At 32.6% G+C, this 19,987-nt stretch carries 20 protein-coding genes; 5 read left to right on the forward strand and 15 right to left on the reverse strand.

All coding sequences use genetic code 11. The annotated features are described in order from the left end of the window. Positions 1–30: 30 nt before the first annotated feature. The 15 genes from ACIDC4_RS05320 to ACIDC4_RS05390 all read right to left on the reverse strand — a co-directional run bounded on the left by ACIDC4_RS05320 (position 31) and on the right by ACIDC4_RS05390 (position 14,996). Positions 31–519 (reverse strand): hypothetical protein, encoded by a 489-nt coding sequence (locus ACIDC4_RS05320; RefSeq protein ID WP_412042066.1) that lies wholly within the window; start codon positions 517–519, stop codon positions 31–33. Between the two features lie 17 nt (positions 520–536). Then, positions 537–1,223: an SH3 domain-containing protein gene (locus ACIDC4_RS05325; protein WP_412042067.1), complete on the reverse strand. Its 687-nt coding sequence runs from the start codon at positions 1,221–1,223 to the stop codon at positions 537–539. 60 nt (positions 1,224–1,283) lie between these two features. After that, positions 1,284–1,595, reverse strand: a complete 312-nt coding sequence (locus tag ACIDC4_RS05330) for a hypothetical protein (protein WP_412042068.1) — start codon at positions 1,593–1,595, stop codon at positions 1,284–1,286. Between the two features lie 229 nt (positions 1,596–1,824). Next, a complete protein-coding gene (locus ACIDC4_RS05335; protein WP_412042069.1) occupies positions 1,825–2,082 on the reverse strand; it encodes a hypothetical protein in 258 nt (85 codons plus the stop codon). 32 nt (positions 2,083–2,114) lie between these two features. After that, positions 2,115–2,453 carry a DUF805 domain-containing protein gene (locus tag ACIDC4_RS05340; RefSeq protein ID WP_412042070.1) on the reverse strand — a complete coding sequence of 113 codons (339 nt, stop codon included), beginning with the start codon at positions 2,451–2,453 and terminating at the stop codon, positions 2,115–2,117. A gap of 22 nt (positions 2,454–2,475) precedes the next feature. After that, positions 2,476–4,212 carry a sodium:solute symporter family protein gene (locus ACIDC4_RS05345; RefSeq protein ID WP_412042071.1) on the reverse strand — a complete coding sequence of 579 codons (1,737 nt, stop codon included), beginning with the start codon at positions 4,210–4,212 and terminating at the stop codon, positions 2,476–2,478. Positions 4,213–4,334: 122 nt separating this feature from the next. Further along, positions 4,335–6,866 (reverse strand): PIG-L family deacetylase, encoded by a 2,532-nt coding sequence (locus tag ACIDC4_RS05350; RefSeq protein ID WP_412042072.1) that lies wholly within the window; start codon positions 6,864–6,866, stop codon positions 4,335–4,337. Between the two features lie 177 nt (positions 6,867–7,043). Continuing rightward, complete coding sequence (locus ACIDC4_RS05355; RefSeq protein WP_230038872.1) at positions 7,044–7,574, reverse strand: hypothetical protein; 531 nt, start codon at positions 7,572–7,574, stop codon at positions 7,044–7,046. Positions 7,575–7,772: 198 nt separating this feature from the next. After that, positions 7,773–9,602: a BamA/TamA family outer membrane protein gene (locus ACIDC4_RS05360; RefSeq protein ID WP_412042073.1), complete on the reverse strand. Its 1,830-nt coding sequence runs from the start codon at positions 9,600–9,602 to the stop codon at positions 7,773–7,775. 84 nt (positions 9,603–9,686) lie between these two features. Further along, positions 9,687–10,787: an AI-2E family transporter gene (locus tag ACIDC4_RS05365; protein WP_412042074.1), complete on the reverse strand. Its 1,101-nt coding sequence runs from the start codon at positions 10,785–10,787 to the stop codon at positions 9,687–9,689. A gap of 650 nt (positions 10,788–11,437) precedes the next feature. Continuing rightward, positions 11,438–11,968 carry a mechanosensitive ion channel family protein gene (locus ACIDC4_RS05370; RefSeq protein WP_194618195.1) on the reverse strand — a complete coding sequence of 177 codons (531 nt, stop codon included), beginning with the start codon at positions 11,966–11,968 and terminating at the stop codon, positions 11,438–11,440. Positions 11,969–11,979: 11 nt separating this feature from the next. Further along, on the reverse strand, positions 11,980–12,564 hold the full coding sequence (locus ACIDC4_RS05375) for a Maf-like protein (RefSeq protein ID WP_412042075.1): 585 nt from the start codon (positions 12,562–12,564) through the stop codon (positions 11,980–11,982). Then, a complete protein-coding gene (locus ACIDC4_RS05380; protein WP_412042076.1) occupies positions 12,557–13,483 on the reverse strand; it encodes a geranylgeranylglycerol-phosphate geranylgeranyltransferase in 927 nt (308 codons plus the stop codon). The genes ACIDC4_RS05375 and ACIDC4_RS05380 overlap by 8 nt, the downstream gene beginning before the upstream one ends. Positions 13,484–13,723: 240 nt before the next feature. Continuing rightward, positions 13,724–14,251, reverse strand: coding sequence for a KdsC family phosphatase (locus ACIDC4_RS05385; RefSeq protein ID WP_412042371.1), 528 nt, complete (start codon positions 14,249–14,251; stop codon positions 13,724–13,726). Continuing rightward, complete coding sequence (locus tag ACIDC4_RS05390; RefSeq protein WP_412042077.1) at positions 14,235–14,996, reverse strand: Rossmann-like and DUF2520 domain-containing protein; 762 nt, start codon at positions 14,994–14,996, stop codon at positions 14,235–14,237. The genes ACIDC4_RS05385 and ACIDC4_RS05390 overlap by 17 nt, the downstream gene beginning before the upstream one ends. A 129-nt stretch (positions 14,997–15,125) precedes the next feature. Between ACIDC4_RS05390 and ACIDC4_RS05395 the strand changes: the two genes are divergently transcribed. From ACIDC4_RS05395 to ACIDC4_RS05415, 5 genes are read left to right on the forward strand one after another with little or no spacing between them, the layout of a single operon-like run. After that, complete coding sequence (locus ACIDC4_RS05395; protein ID WP_412042078.1) at positions 15,126–15,788, forward strand: hypothetical protein; 663 nt, start codon at positions 15,126–15,128, stop codon at positions 15,786–15,788. Next, positions 15,788–16,726, forward strand: a complete 939-nt coding sequence (locus tag ACIDC4_RS05400) for a hypothetical protein (protein ID WP_412042079.1) — start codon at positions 15,788–15,790, stop codon at positions 16,724–16,726. Before ACIDC4_RS05395 ends, ACIDC4_RS05400 begins: the two co-directional genes overlap by 1 nt. A 51-nt stretch (positions 16,727–16,777) precedes the next feature. Then, positions 16,778–17,677: a hypothetical protein gene (locus ACIDC4_RS05405; protein ID WP_412042080.1), complete on the forward strand. Its 900-nt coding sequence runs from the start codon at positions 16,778–16,780 to the stop codon at positions 17,675–17,677. A gap of 4 nt (positions 17,678–17,681) precedes the next feature. Further along, positions 17,682–18,713, forward strand: a complete 1,032-nt coding sequence (locus tag ACIDC4_RS05410) for a hypothetical protein (RefSeq protein ID WP_412042081.1) — start codon at positions 17,682–17,684, stop codon at positions 18,711–18,713. Beyond that, on the forward strand, positions 18,713–19,663 hold the full coding sequence (locus ACIDC4_RS05415; RefSeq protein WP_412042082.1) for a hypothetical protein: 951 nt from the start codon (positions 18,713–18,715) through the stop codon (positions 19,661–19,663). Before ACIDC4_RS05410 ends, ACIDC4_RS05415 begins: the two co-directional genes overlap by 1 nt. Positions 19,664–19,987 lie beyond the last annotated feature (324 nt).

Consider the following 19,987-nt stretch of genomic DNA (forward strand, 5'->3'; position numbering starts at 1 on the left):
GGGCTAGGGAATTCGGTTTTACAAGAAAAATTATCTAAGAGAGTTTTGTTTTATCAATTGCATTGTTTGTGCATTTACAATATCAGCACTTCGTCTTAAAAATTCAGGACTAGTACATTCAGCATAACTAATGTAAACAATATGATGATCATCTTCAAGATTTTTATTTTTTTCCTGTGCTGTTAAGAAACTATCCATGCCGGAAATTAAATATACAGGATTTCCTTCCTGAAAAAGCTGTGTTGCAATTCCTTGCAATCTTTGTTCAGCAACAAGTTTTATTTCCTCATCTTTGTAAGATAATAGCATCATACAATACGCAAGAGAACAGGGTTTCGTTTCTTTAAAAGCAGGATACTTTTCTAAAATTTCAGCTCCTTGATTCAAATTTTCAAAACACTTTGTGTAAAGCTGAGCAGAAATTGAATGATCTTCAGTTTCTATACTCTCGTCAACGTTTTGACTTTTAGCATTCAAACTTAAAAGTAGCATTATGAGAGATAGAATTTTTTGAACCATAGTTTTAAAAGTTAATTTTAGAAAGGAGTAGCTTCAACCCTTTTTTTATACTTATTGCCTTCGATAATCCATAATATTACATATCCTCCGGCGCCATCACTATTTAATGCCTGAATGTATAAAATATTATTTGCTTCATCGTAATTCGCTTCTGATAGCTCCAGATTGGGCTCAAATAAGTTTTTTAGTGCACTCGCAGGAATTTCTATTTTCTCGTTTTTTATTTGTACTTCAATAGCTTTATATTCTCTCTTCGGGATGCCGCCATCAGTTCCAAATGCATCCAGATTGTCAACTTTAATAATAATATCTGAATTTTGATCAAGGAACTTAAATTTATGATTTGCTTTGATAAATTTGGTTTCGGTAAATTCAATTTTAATATTTTTATCTGCCAGAATTGCTTTTCCGTTACTATTGGATTTTAAAGGAATCTTTTTGAAATTGCTTATTTCTTTTATCTTATCCTTGTAGATATAACCATGTAAATATTTTCCATTTTTTTGATAATCTACATTGGCCCAATTTCCTTGAGGCTCATAATAATAGACCACAAAACCATTATCAAGTTTATCTGTAATATTATTGGCTATTTTGGCTGAACTTCGAACATTTACATATCCGTCTTTATCATTTACTAGTGCAAATTGAGAGAAGCAAAAGTTGCAATTTAATATTAAAAATAAGTAGAAAGCTTTTTTCATTTTTTGTCTCTATATTGAATTCATCAGGTAATATTTATATAGCAAAACATCATAATTTTACTACTTATTCTGATTTCTTTTCCGAATGAAAAAAAGCATCAGGGTAAAAAATAAAGCAACCAGAAAAACATAAAACCTAAGATTGATACTCGTTGTTCCGCCTTCATTATCCCAGGGCGCACCTAATGTAATTGTAGTTAGAATTGCTTCAACAAAACCAATAAGTATTCTGCCAAAAATTCCACTTATTCCTTCTCCACAATCTTTACAAATAGAGAATCCATAAATAAATCCGGTTACTGGAAACGAAAGCAAAACACCTATAATAGCAGAAGTAAATAAATTTCTTTTATCTGTTATCTTCTTTTCCATGAATTGAATTTTGCTTTAATTTTTGTAAAATAAATAATTGAAGTAAATTGCTTTTTTTTAAGCCAAAATTTTTCGCCCTCTTTATAACCTATTGGGAATGTAGGACCTTTAATACCAAAAGGGCCGCCTAATTGATTATCATTATAATAAAACTCTTCTTCATTATCACTATATCTTCCAGCGCAAAGAAGATTAAAAGTTGTACTTTTTTTACTTGATTTAAGGACACTTATATCGATCCAACGGGAATTTTATTCTTTCGATAGAGTAGATCAACAACCTCATTATCAGTTAAATTTAGTTTTATAATTCCTTCATCTTCAGGATAAAAATCAAACTGATCAGCATTTCCGTAAATATTGGGTGGAGTAAAAATAACATTGTATTTGAAATCAGAAGTTAATTTATCCTTGACATAACGCTCTGCAAATTTTAGGGAAACCAAAGTGGCTCCTTGTAAACGAGATAGAAATTCTTGTTTTGTCATATGTAGATTTATACTTTAATTATTTGCCTAAATCATTTTGAAACTATTGCTTTTTTTACCAGTAATAAGAAAATTATAAAAGCTATATTAAGTACAGGAATGAAATTAAAAATAACAAAAGAGGGATTTGCATTTAAATCTCTCAATCTTCGTGTGGTAACTGCCTGCATGGGAACAAATGTAATTAGGATAATAAGACAGCTATAAAAAATGTTAAGAATTTTTCCATTATCTAGATTTACGTTCCGGTATAAATCTAATGCTAAAAGAGATAATAAAATATTCGCTAAGCAATAAACTCCATATTCAACTCTTCCTGATTTGGTTGTAAAGGATGAATAAAAAAATAGAATATTTCTTAAATTTTTCAAAGATTATCTCGTTTAATTTAAATTACTCCAAAACCACTTCATCAGATTCTTTTTCTCCTCTAAAAAAAGCAATCTGCATAAACAGCGCTAATATTATAGTCAAAATAGCTCCAATAAAATTCAGCCATAAATAGCCTAATTTTTCCTGACCGCTTGGGTGTATTGCAATCATAAAATAGTAGATCACAAAAATGGTAATCTGACTAATAATGGCACTAATAAACATCGCTTTTGCTTTTACACGACGCAGATAAAATCCAACTAAAAAGATTCCTAAAACAGTTCCGTAGAAAATAGAACCAATAATGTTAACCAGCTGAATTAAATTTTCGAACAAGGTTCCTACACAGGCAAATAATATCGCAACAACTCCCCAGAATAAAGTAAAAAATTTGGTCGCATTTAGATAATGTTTTTCAGATTTTACGGTTCTTAAATTTCGTTTATAAATATCAATTGCCGTTGTAGAAGCCAGAGCATTTAGTCCCGAAGCTGTTGATGACATTGCAGCGGAAAGAATTACAGCCAATAATAAACCAATAAGTCCTTTAGGCAAATAATTGAGGATAAAGTGGAAAAACACATAATCCTTATCGTTGGTTTCACTGGCAGGATCGGCTCTTGAAATGATTTCTTTGGCCCGATCACGCAAATCTTTTTCTTTGTTGGATAAAGTTACCAGTTCTTTTCGTAAAATTGGATTATCAAAATCCTGATTCAACTGGTCGATATACAATAAATTAATTACTTTTTTATCTTCTGAAAGTGTGACTAATTTTTTTTCTAAAGCATGATATTCTTCTTTATAAGCCGATTTTTCAATAACAATTTTATTATTCGGATTAAAATTTAACGGAACAGGATTGAATTGAAAAAATACAAAAACCATAACTCCCGTCAGCAGAATAAAAAACTGCATTGGCACTTTAAGAAGCCCGTTCATGATTAATCCCATTTGGCTTTCGCGAACTGATTTTCCGGATAAATAACGTCCAACCTGAGACTGGTCAGTTCCAAAATAGGCGAGGGCCAGAAAAAAACCACCGGTGATTCCGCTCCAGAAAGTATATTTTTCTTCAGGGTTAAAAGAGAAATCAACAATATTCATTTTATCATTGGCACCCGCAATATGCAGTGCGCTTGTAAAAGTCATATCGTTTGGCAAGTAATGCAAAATAAGGAAAAACGTAATAAACATTCCCGACATAATCACGAACATTTGCTGTTTCTGTGTTACGTTTACCGCTTTTGTTCCGCCTGAGAATGTATAAATGATTACGAGAACACCAATAATAATATTCATTAAAGTCAAATTCCAACCCAAAAGTGCAGACAGAATAATAGCAGGAGCATAAATCGTTAATCCGGTTCCTAAACCTCTCTGAACCAGAAATAATATAGCAGCAAGTGAACGTGTTTTAAGGTCAAATCGTTTTTCTAAAAATTCATAAGCCGTAAAGACTTTATTTTTATGGTATAAGGGAATAAAAGTGACACAAATTACGATCATGGCAATTGGCAATCCAAAATAGAATTGCACAAAACCCATTCCGTCATGATACGCTTGCCCCGGAGTGGATAAAAAGGTAATAGCGCTGGCTTGAGTTGCCATAACTGATAATCCAACGGTATACCAGGGAGTTTCGTTGTTGCCCAGAATAAAATCCTCTACGGTTTTACTTCCTCTGGTTTTCCAGGAGCCATAACCAACAATAAATAAAAGCGTTACAATAAGTACGATCCAATCAAATAGTTGCATAGGTTATGAGTATAATTGCATGATTAAGAAAAAAATCACAATGTAAATAGCATTGGCCACCAAAACATAGGTGTAGCTTTTTTTCCATTTTTTAGTTTTTTTAGCTTCCATATTTTGAATGTTTATTTCTTTATTTCTTGTTTAGGAGCTTCTACAGGCTGTTTTAGCGAAATCATGTTCGATAATAATCTATAGGCACCGGCAACACCTTCCGGTAATTCTCTAAAAAAGCTTAGACCGGTGTAAATATAGTATCCTTTTCCATAAGGCGCTACGAGTAAGGCACCGTTTTTAGGAGATTCGCCTTTATCATGCGACGATATAATGGGAGTAAAGGCAGGATCATACTGATCAGGATAATACAAACCTTGTTCTTGTGTCCAGCCTTCAAAATCTTTTGAACTGATTTTGTTAGGTGTATTCAAAATAGGATGATTTGGTGCCAGAAAAGTAACTTTAGCATTTTCTTCGGTCACACGATCATTTGAAATTTTTAGCGGATAAGGTGCAATCTGATCGGTTACGGTTTTGCCATACGTATTGTATTGTACGATCATATTTTTACCGCTTTTTACAAAATTGAAAAGTATATTTTGTTTGTTGGCCAAAGCATTTACAGTATTGTATGCACGAACTCCGGTAATAACGACATTAAACGAATCCAGTTTTTCAGGCGTGATTTCTTCCGGTTTAATAATCGTTACTTTATACCCCATCTGAGCCAGACTTTCAGGAACTTCGTCACCAGCACCCATGATATAAGCAATGGCGTCACCGTTTGTTTTTAAATCAATTCGAATACATTTCGATTCGGCCGGTTTTAAAACCATTTGTTTGGTTATATGGCTGTAATCAATAATAGTAAGATCCTTGTCAAAACGTTTATTATCAACAGTTGCAATACTTTTTGCAACGGCTTCTTCTGGATTTACCGGCGGGGTAACTTCAAAATAAAAAATCTGTTCGTTTCCTTTTTTCTCTAAAGCAAAAGGAATTTCTTTTGGAGAAATATTCCAGCTTTTAGGCAATTCTAATTGCAATTTTCCTTTAATGCCATCTTTTCCTGCACGTACTTTTACAGGAATCATTTTACTTTTTACAGATCCAAAAATTAGAACTTTCTCTAAAACCGAAGTAGTCACTTCCGGAACAATATCAAGAAAATTATACATTTCGCCTTTTACACCATCGTTGTATTTATACACAACGGTACGCTCAAACGGAATTTCGACACCATTTATCTTAACATTAAAAACAATTTTTACTTGTCTGATAATATCCGGAATACCAATGTTTTCCTGATTCGAAACCGTATACATTCCTACAGTTGCTTTTTCTTTTAGCCAGTAAGGTTGTGTATATTCGATATTGTTTGGAACCTGAATTTGTAAATTTATCTTTTGATCGTTATTATTTTTTAATGGAATATTCTGAGCTGTATTTTTATTATCCGGTAATGAAGTTACACTAACCAATTGCATATCAATAGGGGATCTGTTTATGGCTTCAAGACTTAATCTAATGGTACTTCCCGGAGTCGCTTCCTGTTCGCTGGCAACAGCTTCAAGATACAATCCTGAACAAGATGCGATTATGTTTTTGATTGCGGCAGATTTTAAAGATTTCCAGTGATCATCTTCTAAAGCTTCGATCATATTGTAAGCCTTAACTAAATCCGGAATACTGGCAGAAGGATTGCTGAAATCATATTTACTAATAATATTGGTAATCAAATCACCAACTGGTTTTCCGTTTTTAACACGATTCCATGAAGTATCAATTCCATCAAATAAATTGTCACGGTCTTTTGCATTATCACCGTTTATCAATTCTAAATATTCTGTTTCCTGACCACGTGCGCCAGTGCTTCCAAAACCTTGAGATTGGTGTCGGCTTCGGCTCAAAGCGGCAATTTCCTGATTCGATTTCCCGATTCCGTTATAATAAACTCCCGTTTCTAATTTGGTAAATTTTGATTTATTAGCAGCATCAAATTTTTCCTGACTGCCGTAAAACCACCACGACGGATTAAAAAACTGACGTTTTACCTGCCAGGGTTTTACATATTTTAATTGTTCAGGATATATTTTTGGATCGTTTGTAAGTTTAAAACTTTCGACACTTAACATTGCCGATGAAGTATGATGTCCGTGGGTTGTACCAGGAGATCGATGATCAAATCGATTGATGATTACGTCCGGTTGAAATTTTCGAATAGTCCAGACTACATCAGCCAGGACTTTATCTTTGTCCCAGATTTCTAAAGTTTCATCAGGATTTTTTGAGTAACCAAAATCATTGGCACGGGAGAAAAACTGTTCTCCACCGTCTATTTTTCTGGCTTCTATTAATTCCTGAGTTCTTATAACGCCAAGTAATTCGCGCAATTGCGGTCCAATTAAATTCTGACCTCCATCGCCGCGTGTTAATGATAAATAACCGGTTCTGGCATTCATTTCGTTTGCCATATAAGAAATTAAACGGGTATTTTCGTCGTCAGGATGGGCAGCCAAATACAAAACAGAACCTAAAAAATTCAGTTTTTTGATTTGATTGTAAATTTCGACAGAACTTGGTTTTTGTGGTTGTTGTGCAAAAGAAATGGAAATCCCTGTTAAAAAAATAAGAAGAATTTGGATCTGAATTTTTCGCATAGCGTAGTTAAATGGTTTGAAAGAGCTTCAAAAATACTAATTATATTTTTGAACAGTATTTAAATGAAATGTTAATGTTTGGTTATTGATTTCCTTTTTTAAGAAAATTGATCCAAAAAAAAGAGAGTATCATTAGTTTGATACTCTCTTAATATTTAAAATTGACTATTTAGTAAATTATCTTCTTCCGTGACCGCCGCCATGTCCGTGATCATCATCATCTCTGTCGTGTCTATCATGGTGTTTGTCGTGCTTGTCGTGGTTTCTGTTATCGTGACGTCTGTAATCTCTACGATCGTTACGACGATCATTATAACCATAAACCTCTCTTGGTCTGTAAGGTCTTTGTGGAGCACCGTGATATCCTTTATAGTATTTTACTCTGTGACGATCAAAATAAGTGTAAGGAGTTCTTCCGTGATAGTCGGTTAAAACTACTTTATAACCTCCGTATAAATCATAATTTCTGTATTGTCTTGGCAAGTAAGTGGTTCTCATCCATCTTCCTCCTCCAAAATAAATAAACTGCGAAGCTCTTACATCATAATACGCTTCAATATCCGGCAAGTAATAATATTCCATTTCGGCATATCCTGCAGGACCCCATGCAGGAGGCGATCCTATATTAACATTTATTGATACCTGAGCTTGTGTGGCGCTTGCAACCATCAGAAATAAACCTACGATTGCTATTTTTATTGTTTTCATTTTTTTTAGTTTTAATGTTAATGTTATTCCTGTTTAGGGATATTCATATACTGTGCCAAAAATGAAAACAAAATGTATTTGGTCGAATAAAAACAGCATTTTAACGAGTAATATTTCCTTAGTTATTTCGTAACGTTTTGATTTTTAAAATGTTTTATAAAATTTAAAATTTCAAAAAAAATAGCAAGAGAATTTCAATTATCGGTATTCAACAGCTCTTGGTTTGGCAAGCTCAAAGTTTTGCAGGCCATAATCAGTGGTTTCAAAAGTATTTGTTTTAAATACATTATCTCCCTGATAAGGAATAGTGGGGTAGTATGAAATTGAAAGCTGAAACGAACTAAATACTAAATAGTCATTACTGATCAATAATCCCAAAGTAATTTTTTGATATGCTTTATTTCTTCCCATTGCATCATTCGGACTTCCTAATACCGCAATCGAATAATTAAAAAACGGATTCATACGAAATCCCCAAAGCGCATAAGGAGAATAGGTTTGCGTCTGAATAGACAAAACCATTTTGTTTGTTCCGTATATAGCACTATTAAATCCTGCTAAACCATTTTGTTCATTGATATTCAATTGATCGCCAATAATATCTTCACGGTTTGCACCTATAACAAACTTAGGATTAACAAATTGTCTTAGTTTCCAATTGCCAATTTTATAAAGCTTTGTAAAATAATTGCTTTCGATCAAAAATGCCGTTTGATAGGTTTTAGATTGATGAAAGAAGGTTCCGGCTTCAAAATTCATACTCATAAATCCCCATTTGTAATAATTTCCAAACGAAAATTGCCCGCCAACATAAGGTCTCCAAAAGGTATTTTTATATTGATATCCAAAAGTAACTCCGTAAATCCTGCCTATAGGAACATCTTCGACCTGTCCGTTTCTAAAGAGATAGGTTTCTTTTATAAATTTACGTCTGTTAAGTCCAATTCCGGCAAAGATGAATTTTTCATCTGAATAAAAATTAGTCGGGTCATAAAGTAGAGAAGGACTTTCTTTATAGTTTAGATTAAGAAAGCGAGCGGAAGCTACCAAATTTGTTATTCCGTTTTCGTCTTCAAATACTTTAGAAGCATGTCCGACCCATAAATCCTGAAAATTATTCTTAAACGGCTGAAAAGCATACGAACTATCCGGTGCCTGCAATGAATCTCTTCTAAAATTTTGCCCTACATACACACCACCGGCCCATTTGGTAAGCGGAGAATAGAAAAGTCTTTCGATATTGATACTTTTAGTGTAATTATTGTCCAGATCCATGTTATAATGGAGTACTGCACCAATGTAGGTATTCTTGATATTTGGTACGGTATACGTAACATCATTACCGTTACTACCGTCATCAAAACGATTTGTAAAACGGTATTCGAGTTGTTGTCCGGATCCAAAAAAGTCTTTTTCTTTTACCCCGACAGAAACACGACTACTGGATATTGAAAATTTTGGAATTGTACTCCAGGAATCCAGAACACGAATCGTAACATCTACAGAATCAGATGCCACACCCGCTACTTTGTTCGTTACTCTTACCGCAGAAACATATCTTTGAGAACGTATTAAACGTTCCGATTCCTGTACTTTATAAGTGTCGTAAGGAGTATTTCTTTTGAATAATAATAAGTTATAAATCGCTATTTTCTTTGTTTTAAGATGCAATTTGTTACCGGTTCTTTCTCCCCAATTTCTCGGCATTTGAGTGGTATCGGTAATAGACTGCCCAAAAGGATCTAAAGTTACAATATTGATTTTTCTAATAATTTTACCATTAAAATTGGTCGTGTCATTTTGTACCAATATTGGTTCTTTCTTTTTGGTTTTAGCTGACCTGAATAATAATTTATGAAGTGTCTGTGTAAATTTATTTCTCTTAGAATAATTTTTAATTTTAGTATAAACCTCTGTACTGTCCTTTTTGCCGTTTGTATTTTTCTTTGTCTTATCAACCTGACCATAGGCACTTTGTAAACAAAAGCACAAGAGAATAAAAACTATTATTTTAGAGTTTATGGACATTAGATAATTAGACGGGCTTAAAAGTTATTTTTTGATATGAATATACTAAATTAATAAGAGTTTTTTGTAAAAACGAGATACTATTTAATTTTCTGCTTTTACTTTTCGAATTCTCCAGGTGAATTTTCTGGGCATATGATTGCCCATTAAATAACCCCAAGGTTCTAACGAATCGATTCTGTCGAATATAATCTTTAAAATTGCCAAAAGAGGAATCGCTAAAAACATGCCCGATATTCCTGCTGCGGCTCCCCCCACAATGATTCCCATGATCGAAACAAAAGCATTAATTTCGACTTTAGAATTAATAATTAAAGGAACCAATAAGTTATTGTCTATCAGTTGAACAATTATATTGACAATTAAGATTCCTAAGATTATTGAAGTATCTGCAGATCCTGTTAAAGAGGCCAAAACGGTGATAATACCTGCAATTAAGATACCTATATATGGAATAAGATTAAGAATTCCGGTGATCAGTCCCAATAAAATAAAATATTTGATCCCGATGATCCAAAGTCCTAAAGCGGTTAATACTGATACGACTATCATCTCTAAAATCAGGCTCACAATGTAGTTATTAATAGAAACTTTAATTTGCGATAAAATATCTTTTAATCTCGAATGATCTTCTTTATTTACGAGTTTTGCTAAGAACAAAATAAAATGATCTTTATATAATAAGAATAAAAACGTATAAATAGGGATAATGGTGCAATCTACAAGAAGATCAGTTATCGATACTAATGCAGAACCTATAGTTGCTTTTCCGTTTTGTACGGAATCTTTTGCAACAGTATCAATATATTTTTTTTGCTCTCCAATGCTTACATGAAAATTGTCTTTTACAAATTTATGAATGTCAGTTATAAAAGCGTTTGCATTCTTTTTTATCGTGTCAAAATCATTCGCAATATCGCTTACCTGATAAGATATAAAGATCAATATCCCTACAATAAAGGCAGCAAAAATTAAAATACAGCATGCTGCGGCAAGATGCCTTGGAAATTTTAATCTTGTATGCAAAAAGGTAAAAACAGGAACTAATAATACGGAGAATAAAAAGGCCATTAAGACTGGGGTAATAATGTCTTTTCCGGCGCAAAAAATAAAAGCAAAAGATATAAAGCTAACTAATATAAAAGCAAGTTTAGCATAAAACGGTAATTTTATGGTGCGAATCATTGTATTTTGGTGATTTAGTAAAAAACTAGAATTTGGTAAAACAAATATTATATTTTAATTCAAAAATATCGTTTTAGCTTTTCCCTAATAGTTTATAAAATTCCCATTATGAATATTTTTTTACCACCACAAATTGCACGAATTAGTTCTTATTTTCTTTTGCCATTGATTACAATGATTTTAAGGATTTTTGAAAAATTTGATCTAAAAGTTTTTTTGCCACGAATTACACAAATTAGCACAAATTTTCTTTTTTTACTTTCGATAGCAATAGGGATAAAATGATTTGAAGGATAGCTTTGCGGACTTCTCCTGAAATTTTCAGCTCAAATAACTTTGTGAACTTTGTGAAAAAACTTTGCGGGCTCTGCGGTAAAAATTTAGCAAGGATTAAAATGATTTGAAGCATTTTTTAAAATCTGCACTATCTGCTAAATCTGCGAGAACTTTTTTACCACAAATTACACAAATTAGCACAAATTTTATTTTGATTATTCCGACAGCTATTGGAATAAAATGATTTGAAGGATAGCTTTTCGAACTTCATCTAAATTTCAGCTCAAATAACATTGCGAACCTTGCGAAAAAACTTTGCGGACTCTGCGGTAAAATTTTAGCAAATATTTAAAAAGTTATCTGACTAAATCTCTTTAATCAAAAAACTCTTTTTCTTCGTAATGTGCCGGCATGATTGAGATACCTTTTTGAAGTAATAAATTGTTTGGGAAGATAATTTTCTCGCCTTCCTTTGTTTTTAGGTTCACATGAAAAGCGCTAATATCTTCAATTTCAGCTTCTATAGGGAAATCTTTATCGTGAATTTTGATTGTATCTCCAATTCTGAAAGGAAATGAGAAGAATAAAATCATTCCCGAAGTTATATTACTCAAAATCGACCATTGCGCAAACATAGCCACTCCAATTACGGTTGCAATTGAAGAAACAGTTATAAAAATGTCTTTGGTCTCAACTCCCCAAATTACAATCAAGCTAATCGTAACCAATATATTCATCAGAATATGAATGTATTTGATTACCAGATTAGTTCGGTGTTCTAATAGGTGACTTGTACTGGCGTAACGACGAATTAATTTTGCAATAATTACCCTTAACGCTACTAAAGCGAAAAGGATAATTATGGTACTGAAAATTTCCTGACTATATTCTTTAAAAGAAAACATAAATATTTTTTTTACACTAAAGTACTCAAATATTCGTAAACTTTAGCTGTTGGTAAGCCCATAACATTGGTATAAGAACCTTCTACTTTTGCAACTGCCATAAAACCAAACCATTCCTGAATACCATAAGCTCCTGCTTTATCATAAGGTTTGTAGTTTTCGATATAATATAAAATCGCTTCGTCTGACAAATCTTTGAAAGTTACTTTCGTTACGTCATTTATTACAGTAGAAGTAAAGCTGGTTCTAAAACATACCGATGTAAAAACTTCATGAGTGTCGTTTGACATCGATTTGATCATTTCAAAAGCTTCCTGAGCATTTTTTGGTTTCCCTAAAGCTTTATCCTTATGCCAGACAATGGTATCGCTGGTGATCAGGATTTCATTTTCATTTAGTTCTCCATCAAATGCACTTGCTTTTAATGCCGCCAAATAATCTGTGATTTCAACTGCTTTTAATTCAGGAGGATAAATTTCTTCAATTTCTTTTAATCTTATTTCGAAATCAAGATCCAGATCCTTAAAAAACTGTTGTCTGCGTGGTGAGCCTGAAGCCAGGATTAAAGTATATTTTTTTAGTTTTTCTTTAAGCATTGTACTTGATATTTAAGGTAATAATTAGAATGGATAAAATTCCGAAGAATAAAATGAGTTTTAAAACTGTACTCAAATGGTGATAATCTTTCTTAGATTTTGCTGAAACTATTTTTACAATAAAGTATAAAAGCGGCGCCAGAACAAAAGCAAAAGCATAAAATGTCGCGATTAAAAGATTATTCTGAAAAAAATAAATATTGATATAAAGCAAACATAATATAAAAGCTATTACAGCAAAACCAACAGCAATTTTTGCAGCACGACTAATTCCTATTGCAATAGGTAAGGTATTCATTCCTTGATTGTAATCGCCATTTACATCTTCGATATCTTTAACGATTTCCCTAATAAAATTAATCATAAAAGCAAACAAAGCATAATCTGTCAGTATCGAAAAAAAGCTAGCCATTTGCGCCTGATTCTCACCATTAGTTGCTGGAAAAAGATCAAAAACGCCAATGATTAAGACACTTGCCGAAAGCAATAATGCTACAACAAAATTGCCTAAAATCATGATTTGTTTTAAGGTTGTAGCATAGAAGTAAAGCAACGACGCAATTAAAATAAACAGCGAAGCAAAACCAGGTCTCAAAATGATATTTGATAAAATAAAACCAAGAGCAACACCTGTAATATTAAGCGCTACATAAATATTATAGCCAGCGGTTTCTGAGATTCCTTTACCAATAACAACATCCTCAGGTTTATTGATAGTGTCTGTAGCAACATCATATATGTTATTAATCACATAACCAGCTGCAGCCAATAAAACGGTACTCAAAACCAATAATCCGTATTGCCAATCATTCAGGGCTAATGGAATATCCTGCTGTTTTAAAAAAGCATAACGGAATAACACCTGCATAAAAGCAAGCAGCAGTAGGTTCTTATATCGAATGAGTTTGAGGAATTTCATTTTTTTTAAGGTTCTGAGTGGCTAAGGTTCTAAGGGACTAAGTTTTTTTTTAAAAGTTGCAAAGGTTCAAAGGGGCAGAGGGGCAAAGGTTTTTTTAGGTTTTCTTTGTTTCAGGTTAATTACGATGCTTTTCGTCATTTCAAACCTGAAACCTGAAACAATTGTTACTGAGACTGTGACTGAGACTGTTACTGAGACTGTTACTGAGACTGTGACTGAGACTGTGACTGAGACTGAAAACTAATCATGTTGCCCATTAAAATATTCCATCCATTTTCCCTGCACTTTCATTACCTGTTCGATAACATCTCTTGCAGCGCCTTTTCCGCCTTTTACGTGCGACACATAACGGCAAATATTCTTGATTTCAGGACTTGCATCCTGAGGACAGGTTGGCAAACCTACTAATTTCATAACATGAAAATCAGGAATATCGTCACCCATGTACAATACTTGTTCAGGTTTAATGTTATAGGTTTCAGTATATTCTTTAAAAGTGGCTACTTTATCAGGAGCTCCTAAATGAATGTCTTTGATGCCAAGATTACGTAAACGAACACGAACGCCTTCATTGCTTCCGCCAGAAATAATACAAACGTTATAACCACTTTCTACAGCTGCTTTCATAGCATAACCGTCACGAATATTCATCGTGCGGAGTATTTCTCCTTCATTGGTTACAAAAACCGAACTGTCTGTAAGTACGCCATCAACATCAAAAACAAAAGTAGTGATGTCGTTCATTATTTCTTTAAAGTGCTTGTCTATCATCTTGAATAGATTGTGTTATAAGTTTATAGATGTTTTTTTGATTTTCACTGGTTAAATACGCCAAATGCGCATCAATTGTAACCAAATCATTTCGTTTTGCCGGTCCTGTTTGCGCGTCGCCAGGATTTAGAGTATTAATTTTTTCTGCAGTTTCCTGTATCAATGGTTTTAAAATTTCGAAAGGAACCTGATGTTCCTCACAAATTTCCTGCCCCATATGATATAAATGATTCGTGAAATTATTGACAAAAACAGCCGCAACATGCAATGCTTTTCTTTGGTCTGAATTAATGGCAAAAACAGCATTCGAAATACTTTTGGCAACGGTTTCTAAAACACGAAAGTCGAAAGTATTTTCAGCTTCTAGACAAAGCGGAATGATAGAAAAATCAATCTCTTTGTTTTTAGAAAATGTCTGAAGCGGGTAGAAAACACCTTTTCTGTTTTTTGTATCCAGAACATCAAGAGAAGCCGCACCGGAAGTATGAACAACGATTCGGTTTTGAAAAGGCAATTGTTTAGAAACATCAGCAATAGCCTTGTCTGAAACGGCAATAATATACAAATCGCTTTCCTGCAATTCTTCGAAATCGCTGGTAATTTTATCAAATTCAATAAGCGAACTTAAGGCTTCCTTTTTTCTTGCATATACCTGTACAATTTCTACAAGTTCACTTTTGGTGAAAGCTTTTATCAAATGTTGAGCAACATTTCCTGAACCAATTATTGTTATTCGAATCATAGCGCAAAATTAGCATTATTTTTTTTAAACATACTTTATTTCATTTTTTTGATAAAAGAAATGCCAGTCTTATTTTAAGACCAAATATTATATTAATTTTAACCCGAAATAAACTATATTTAAGATCATATGAAACGAAATTTTTTATTACTAGGACTGTTACTTGCAATGTGTGTACCAATAAATGCTCAAAATTTATTTCCAACAAATGGTAATGTTGGTATTGGTACAGCTACACCATCGGCATTTTTAGAAATCTATTCTCCTACTATTACAATTGGTAGAAATGACACCCAGAAATGGTCATCCAGAAATCCTGAATATTATCTTAAATTGCAAACTATCTGGAATGAAAACGGAATCAATCAAGAATTTATTCAAAGGTTTAACGGGATTGATTACACATCATTATCTTTTTTTTATGGTAACGTAGGAATTGGTACTTCGACTCCCGATTCAAAACTTGCAGTAAATGGCACAATTCATTCAAAAGAAGTAAAAGTTGATATGAATGGCTGGCCAGATTATGTATTCAATAAAGAATATAATTTACCAACACTTGCTGAAGTTGAAAAACATATTAATGAGAAAGGACATTTAGAAAACATACCAAGGGAAGAAGAAGTTCTAAAAAATGGTATTAATCTTGGTGAAATGAACGCTAAACTTTTACAAAAAATAGAGGAAATGACTCTTTATATGATTGAGATGAAAAACGAGAATATTGAAATAAAGAATAAACAATCTGAATTAGAAAATGAAATTAACCAACTTAAAAGTAAATTAAAATAATGAAAAAAAGTATCATAATTATTGCTGTATTTTTAATTGCAACGATTTCGTTTTCTCAACAAATCAATGATGGATTCGCGCCAATTATTAATGATTTTACTATCCCTCTAAAATCGGGAATATACAATGGTCTAAATGCAAACGGACAGTCTCCAGATACGAGTGAATGGCAGCATTTGCTAGTAATGAGGCACCCTAATCAAAACACTAATCATCAATTGCAAATTAGCTCTTCATTTTCAGTAAATGATCGTTTGTTTTTCCGAAAAATGGCAGGAGGACTAGCTGTATTAAATCCTTCATGGATAGAACTTGCAACTCGTGGTGCGAATAGTTTTAGTGGAAATCAAACTATTGATGGAGATGTAGTTATAGGCGCAAATAATAATGTAGCAAAGTTAACTATTCAAGCCAGCCCTGATGGCTTTCCGACACCATTAAAAGCTATAAGTATCAATGGTCCAAATTCACCAGAAAACGCTAATTCTGCTAGGGATATAAGCTGGGATTTTGCTGCGGCAGGCTCAGCTGCCATAAGAAGTTATAGAGGAAATAATTATGATACTTATTTACAATTTCTAACCAATCCAAATTCAACAAGTGGAAATGTACCACAAATTCGTTTGCATATAAATGGTGATGGTAATGTTGGTATTGGTAAAATAGACCCAACCAATAAACTAGACGTAAACGGCACAATCCATTCAAAAGAAGTAAAAGTTGATATGCTTGGATGGTCAGATTTTGTTTTCAAAAAAGAGTATAATTTACCAACACTTGCAGATGTTGAAAAACATATCAATGAAAAAGGACATTTAGAAAACATTCCAAGCGAAGAAGAAGTTTTGAAAAACGGTATTAATTTAGGAGAAATGAATGCTAAACTTTTGCAGAAAATAGAGGAAATGACTCTTTACATGATTGAGATGAAAAAATAAACAATCTAAACTTGAAAATGAACTTTACCAACTTAAAACAAAATTAAAGCAATGAAAAAAATAACTATTATACTTACGATTTTATTCGTTACAACAGTATCATTCTCTCAACAAATTGGAGACGGTTTAGCACCTGGTATTGATAATTTTAGCACTCCTCTAAATTCCGGGTTATATAGTGGAATAAATGCTATAGGTGGAATTCCTGATACAAGTCATATTTGGAGTCACCTGTTTGTGATTAGACACGGAAATCCCAATAATCATTTTCAATTACAAATTGCTTCATCATATGTAGAAAATGAAAGATTGTTTTTTAGAAAATTGGCTGGGACTTCCAATTCAGCTTGGGTAGAATTAGCAACGAGAGGAACTAATAGTTTTACTGGAAATCAAATTATTGGCGGAAACGTAGGAATCGGCACCTTAGATATAACTTCTCAACTTTCCGTTGGTTATAATCACGGAATTTTATTATCAATAGGTAATTTAACTTGGGCTAAAAAATCTGTTATTGAAACTGGGTGGCATTCAGAAGCGGGAGACTTTACGGATTTAAAAGTTGCAGGTTACGGAAATAATGATGCCTATCTTAGAATTGTTAGGGGGGGAAATATTGGTATTGGGACAATAAACCCAAAGAATAAACTAGACGTAAACGGCACAATCCATTCAAAAGAAGTTAAAGTTGACATGCTTGGATGGTCAGATTTTGTTTTCAAAAAAGAGTATAATCTACCAACACTGGCAGACGTTGAAAAGCATATCAACGAAAAAGGACATTTGGAAAATATTCCAAGTGAAAGAGAGGTATTAAAAAACGGAATTAATTTAGGAGAAATGAATGCCAAGTTATTACAAAAAATAGAAGAACTTACCTTATACATGATTGAGATTAAAAAGGAGAATGTTGAAATGAAAAACAGATTATTAAAACTTGAAAAAAAATAAAGTAATGAAAAAACACACAATATTATTTATTACGTTGTTCTTAACAACAATAGGGTCAGCTCAACAAATTGGAGATGGTTTAGCAGCACCTTATCTTTCTGATTTTTCAGATTTATTGAAATCAGGAGTTTATGGAGGGTATGGGACAACTTTAAGTAAAGTGCCAGATAATAGCGCTGATTGGAATCACTTATTTGTTATAAGACACGCTAACACTGCTAATAATCATCAATTACAAATTGCATCTTCATTTGCAGAAAATGATAGACTTTTTTTCAGGAAAATTGCCGGAAATCTATCACGTATAGATCCTTCGTGGATAGAGCTTGCTACAAGAGGAGCAAATAGCTTTGTTGGAGATCAAACTATTGGTGGAAACTTGGGAATTGGCACCATCAAACCAAATTCAAGATTAGATTTAGGATCTGGTTATGGAGTTAATGGAGCTAAATTGCTAATTTACAATGATGATACAACATCCGAATTGTCAGGTACAAAATGTGGGTTTTATATGGATAATTTTGCATCAAATAATTTAAATTTAGTTTTTCCTGAGGCTACATCTTATCCAGGATTATTTACAATTTCAGCAAAAAATACCTCGGAGACAATTTTAAAACCATATTTCTCAATTGCTGGTTTAACAGGTAATATTGGGATCGGAGTCACACACCCAAATAATAAACTAGACGTCAACGGCACAATCCATTCAAAAGAAGTTAAAGTAGATATGATTGGTTGGTCTGATTTTGTTTTCAAGAAAACATATAGTTTACCAACACTTGCAGATGTTGAAAAACATATTAATGAAAAAGGGCATTTAGAAAATATACCAAGCGAAGAGGAAGTTTTGAAAAACGGAATTAATCTTGGTGAAATGAACGTTAAACTTTTACAAAAAATAGAGGAATTGACGCTTTACATGATAGAGATGAAAAAGGAAAATGTAGAAATGAAAAAGGAGAATACTGAAATAAAAAATAAACAAATACAATTAGAAAACACAGTTAAAGAACTTAAAAATAAATTAAAATAATGAAAAAGATAGCTATAATAATTTTAAACCTATTTACAATATCAAACTCATTTTCACAACAAATTGGTGATGGTTATGCGCCTGGTATTAGTGATTACACAATACCTCTTACATCAGGAGTCTATGGCGGTTTAAATGCTATAGGCGGCATTCCTGATACTAACTATAGTTGGAATCATATATTTGTAATTAGACATGGAAATCAAAATAATAATCACCAATTACAAATAGCTTCTTCGTTTGTAGAAAACGATAGATTATTCTTTAGAAAAATAGCTGGTGATTTAAATCCTAAAAATCCTGCATGGACAGAAATCGCAACGAGAGGTACTAATACTTTTAATGGAGATCAAATTGTAAATGCCAAAATTGGTATTGGTATCCAGCCAACAGCCTATTTAGAAATTTATACACCTATACTTGCAAAAGGAATTTATGATTCACAAAAATGGAATTCGGGTAATTCCAACTACAATCTTAAATTACAAACAATTTGGAGTGATAATGGAATTTGGCATGAGTTTATTCAGAAGTACAATAATATAGATTATAAGTCACTTGTTTTTTATGGAGGAAATGTAGGCATCGACACTTCAACCCCTGATTCTAAATTAACTGTAAATGGCACAATTCATTCTAAAGAAGTAAAAGTTGACATGCTTGGTTGGCCAGATTTTGTTTTCAAAAAAGAGTATAATCTACCAACACTTGCAGAGGTTGAAAAGCATATTAATGAAAAAGGACATTTAGAAAATATACCAACCGAAGAGGAAGTTTTAAAGAACGGTATTAATTTAGGAGAGATGAATACTAAACTTTTACAAAAAATAGAGGAGCTTACATTATATTCAATAGAACAAGCAAAAGAAATAAAGGTACTAAAAGAAGAAAACAAATCATTTAAAAACCTGTCAGAAAGACTTTCTGTAATTGAACAAAAGATTAATTAGCATTATTTTTTTTAAAGAAAATAGCCAAAACAGAGTTTAGCCACAGATTGCACTTATTAAAATGATTTTAATAGTGCATTATTTTGTTAACGATATGCAAACGTTAGTATATAAAGGGATATTTTATCAATTTGAGTTTTTTAAAACCATAAAAAACAGTTTCGTTACGATGAAAATAGTTTAACCCTTTTGGGTTGCGGGCTAGTAGTCACTTTTACAATAAATGCAGCTCTATTAGATTTGTAAAGTTAAGCGTACATTTTTGTGAATTTGACGTAAATAGCTATCTTATTTTTGGTTTTTATTAACAAACTTCAAATATTG

The organism is Flavobacterium sp. C3NV, assembly GCF_046825355.2.
GTDB lineage: Bacteria > Bacteroidota > Bacteroidia > Flavobacteriales > Flavobacteriaceae > Flavobacterium.

Coding starts and splice junctions, on each gene's coding strand:
- ACIDC4_RS05320 (WP_412042066.1), bottom strand. CDS start 519: ATGGTTCAAAAAATTCTATCTCTCATAATGCTACTTTTAAGTTTGAAT.
- ACIDC4_RS05325 (WP_412042067.1), bottom strand. CDS start 1,223: ATGAAAAAAGCTTTCTACTTATTTTTAATATTAAATTGCAACTTTTGC.
- ACIDC4_RS05330 (WP_412042068.1), bottom strand. CDS start 1,595: ATGGAAAAGAAGATAACAGATAAAAGAAATTTATTTACTTCTGCTATT.
- ACIDC4_RS05335 (WP_412042069.1), bottom strand. CDS start 2,082: ATGACAAAACAAGAATTTCTATCTCGTTTACAAGGAGCCACTTTGGTT.
- ACIDC4_RS05345 (WP_412042071.1), bottom strand. CDS start 4,212: ATGCAACTATTTGATTGGATCGTACTTATTGTAACGCTTTTATTTATT.
- ACIDC4_RS05350 (WP_412042072.1), bottom strand. CDS start 6,866: ATGCGAAAAATTCAGATCCAAATTCTTCTTATTTTTTTAACAGGGATT.
- ACIDC4_RS05355 (WP_230038872.1), bottom strand. CDS start 7,574: ATGAAAACAATAAAAATAGCAATCGTAGGTTTATTTCTGATGGTTGCA.
- ACIDC4_RS05360 (WP_412042073.1), bottom strand. CDS start 9,602: ATGTCCATAAACTCTAAAATAATAGTTTTTATTCTCTTGTGCTTTTGT.
- ACIDC4_RS05365 (WP_412042074.1), bottom strand. CDS start 10,787: ATGATTCGCACCATAAAATTACCGTTTTATGCTAAACTTGCTTTTATA.
- ACIDC4_RS05370 (WP_194618195.1), bottom strand. CDS start 11,968: ATGTTTTCTTTTAAAGAATATAGTCAGGAAATTTTCAGTACCATAATT.
- ACIDC4_RS05375 (WP_412042075.1), bottom strand. CDS start 12,564: ATGCTTAAAGAAAAACTAAAAAAATATACTTTAATCCTGGCTTCAGGC.
- ACIDC4_RS05380 (WP_412042076.1), bottom strand. CDS start 13,483: ATGAAATTCCTCAAACTCATTCGATATAAGAACCTACTGCTGCTTGCT.
- ACIDC4_RS05390 (WP_412042077.1), bottom strand. CDS start 14,996: ATGATTCGAATAACAATAATTGGTTCAGGAAATGTTGCTCAACATTTG.
- ACIDC4_RS05395 (WP_412042078.1), top strand. CDS start 15,126: ATGAAACGAAATTTTTTATTACTAGGACTGTTACTTGCAATGTGTGTA.
- ACIDC4_RS05400 (WP_412042079.1), top strand. CDS start 15,788: ATGAAAAAAAGTATCATAATTATTGCTGTATTTTTAATTGCAACGATT.
- ACIDC4_RS05405 (WP_412042080.1), top strand. CDS start 16,778: ATGAAAAAAATAACTATTATACTTACGATTTTATTCGTTACAACAGTA.
- ACIDC4_RS05410 (WP_412042081.1), top strand. CDS start 17,682: ATGAAAAAACACACAATATTATTTATTACGTTGTTCTTAACAACAATA.
- ACIDC4_RS05415 (WP_412042082.1), top strand. CDS start 18,713: ATGAAAAAGATAGCTATAATAATTTTAAACCTATTTACAATATCAAAC.